This window comes from Kitasatospora sp. GP30, from assembly GCF_029892145.1.
Taxonomy (GTDB): Bacteria; Actinomycetota; Actinomycetes; order Streptomycetales; family Streptomycetaceae; genus Kitasatospora; species Kitasatospora acidiphila.
Map to the genome: position 1 here is coordinate 1 of NZ_JARZAH010000095.1, position 2,500 is coordinate 2,500.

Annotated in this window: 2 protein-coding genes; both read right to left on the reverse strand. The window is 68.7% G+C overall.

Translation table 11 applies throughout. The features are described from left to right. Positions 1–55: 55 nt before the first annotated feature. Positions 56–2,041 carry a serine/threonine-protein kinase gene (locus tag P3T35_RS40225; protein WP_101383052.1) on the reverse strand — a complete coding sequence of 662 codons (1,986 nt, stop codon included), beginning with the start codon at positions 2,039–2,041 and terminating at the stop codon, positions 56–58. Positions 2,042–2,159: 118 nt separating this feature from the next. After that, positions 2,160–2,500: integrase core domain-containing protein (locus P3T35_RS40230; protein WP_280709863.1), on the reverse strand; the 341-nt coding region annotated here is incomplete at its 5' end.

Below are 2,500 nucleotides of genomic sequence, written 5' to 3' on the forward strand. Positions count from 1 at the left end.
CTGAGGAGTTCCCGCAAGAGAAGAAGGCAACGGTGCCTCTCGCGGCCTCCTGTCCCTACACCAGGTTCCACAGGCGGACGCTGCCGTCGTGGCCACCACACGCGAAGGTCTTGCCGTCGGGACTGAAGGCCACGGACCACACGGTTTCGGTATGTCCGTCGAGAGTGGCGATGGAGCTCCCGGACGCGACATCCCACAGACCGACGCTGTGATAGTCGCCGCCACTGACGAGGGTCTTGCCGTCAGGGCTGAAGGCCACCCCGGACACACCGCCGGTTCCTCGGAGAGTGGCGACCGAGCTCTTGGCAGCGGCGTCCCAGAGGTAGACGTCGTAGTCGCCGCAGCCGGCGGCGAGGGTCTTGCCGTCGGAGCTGAAGGCCACCGCGGACACACTGCTGACATGCGTATCGAGAGTGGCGACGGACCTCCTGGACGCTACGTCCCACAGGCGGACGTTGCCGTCGCAGCCGGCGGCGAGGGTCTTGCCGTCAGGGCTGAAAGCCACCGCGGACACGCCGCTAGTGTGCCCGTCGAGAGTGGCGATGGAGCTCTTCGAAGCGACGTCCCACAGGCGGACGGTGCGGTCCTCGCTGCCACTGGCGAGGGTCTTGCCGTCAGGGCTGAAGGCCACCCCATGCACGTAGCTGGTGTGTCCTTGGAGATCGGCGACGGAGCTCTTGGAGGCGACGTCCCACAGGCGGACCCCGTTGTCGAGGCTACTGGCGAGCGCCTTGCCATCAGGGCTGAAAGCCACCGACTTCACGGTGTCGCCGCCGAGAGTGGCGATGGAGCTCTTGGCACCGACGTCCCACAGGCGGAGACTGCCCTCGCCGCCAGCGGCGAGAGTCTTGCCGTCAGGACTGAAGGCCACCGCGTACACATTGATGTAGGTGTCGGGAGTGGCGAGGCTGGCCGCCAGGAGCGCCCCATGGATATCGGACCGCCTCGCCGGCCTGGCGCCCATCTGCGACAGCGCCGCCCCGATGCCGGCGGCGGCTAGAACACCGGCGCCGGCGCCGCCGAGGATCAGGGTGCGCCTCCGCATCCCCGTCACCCGGCCTGAACTCGGGGCGGGAGCGGCGGCAGGTGCTGCTGCGGATTCGGTGGGGGCGGCCGACAGACCGGGGGCGGCTTCGGGGCGGGACGGGCCCGCGCTCATGGGCAGATCCGGTACCGTCCGGATCGGCGTGGCACGCAGAGCGGGTGAGGGCGCCGGCGAGGGAACGGCGATGAGGGCGAGCAGGCGGCGTGCCGTCTCCGCCGCATCCGGCCGCATGCCCGGCTCCCGGACCAGGAGCGCGGCCAGGACGTCCGCGAGTGGTCCGGCATGCGCGGCCGTGGGCACCGGTTTCACCAGTACGGCGGTGAGGATCTCCATCAGAGTCTGACCGGTGAAGGGCGGATGCCCCTCCACGGCAGTGAAGAGCGTCGCCCCCAAGGACCACAAGTCTGCGGACGCCCCCACCGCCTGACCGTTCAACTGCTCGGGCGGCATGAACTGCGGTGTCCCGACCACGGTATGCGTCGCGGTCAGCGTCGAGGCGGTGTCCAGGATCCGGGCGATCCCGAAATCAGTGAGCACCGCCTGCTCGCCGTCCATGAGGACGTTGTCCGGCTTGAGATCGCGGTGCACCACACCAACACTGTGCGCGTGAGCGAGGGACTGAGCCATCTGCGCCCCGATCACGGCTACTTGCTCCCAGCCCAGCCGCTCCTGACGGGCGATCAGAGCGCCGAGCGAGGGACCATCAACGTACGCCATAACGATCCACGGCACGCCGTCCTGCTCGACCACATCGTGCACGGTGATGATCCCCGCGTGCCTCAGCCGTGCCGCTGCCTGCGCCTCCACCTTGGTTCGGCGGATGAGCTGGGACCGCTCCTCGGCGGACAGTTCGGGGGCCGGCAGCACTTCCTTGACCGCAACCTGGCGTCCGAGCACCTCGTCCCAGCCGCGCCAGACGCGGCCCATGCCCCCCTGCCCCACCACCGCTGTGAGGCGATAGCGCCCGCCAACCAGATTCCCGCCGGTCCCCGTCATGCCGGAATCGTACTCATGTCGCGTCGGGCCCCGCCCGGGAGTTCAGGGCTCTGGCGCAGTCCGCCAGCGGCAGACAGACGCGACGGAAGATTTCAAGTCCAGTGAGACGGTCGTGATGCTATGAGGTTTGTGGTGCAGGTTCCCCGCGCCTGCTGGGGTCGTTGATCCATGCTGTCTGCGGGATCTCGGGCGGCCGGGGACGGCGTCCGAAGCGTTCGCGATGCCGGGCGTAGGCCTCGACGAGGGTGGCGGCGCGCTGGTCGCGGATCTCCTCGGCGGTGCCGAAGTGGACGCTGGCCGGCGTGTGGAGGCCGATGCCTGAATGCCGGTGCTCGTGGTTGTAGTAGGAGATGAAGGCGTCGAACCATTCGCGGGCATGGGCCAGGGATTCGAACCGCCGCGGGAAGTCGGCCATGTATTTGGTGGCCTTGAACTGGGCCTCGCTATAAGGGCTCTCAT

What these genes read in the sequence shown, in the direction of transcription:
- P3T35_RS40225 (WP_101383052.1), bottom strand. Translation starts at nt 2,041, where the DNA reads ATGACGGGGACCGGCGGGAATCTGGTTGGCGGGCGCTATCGCCTCACA.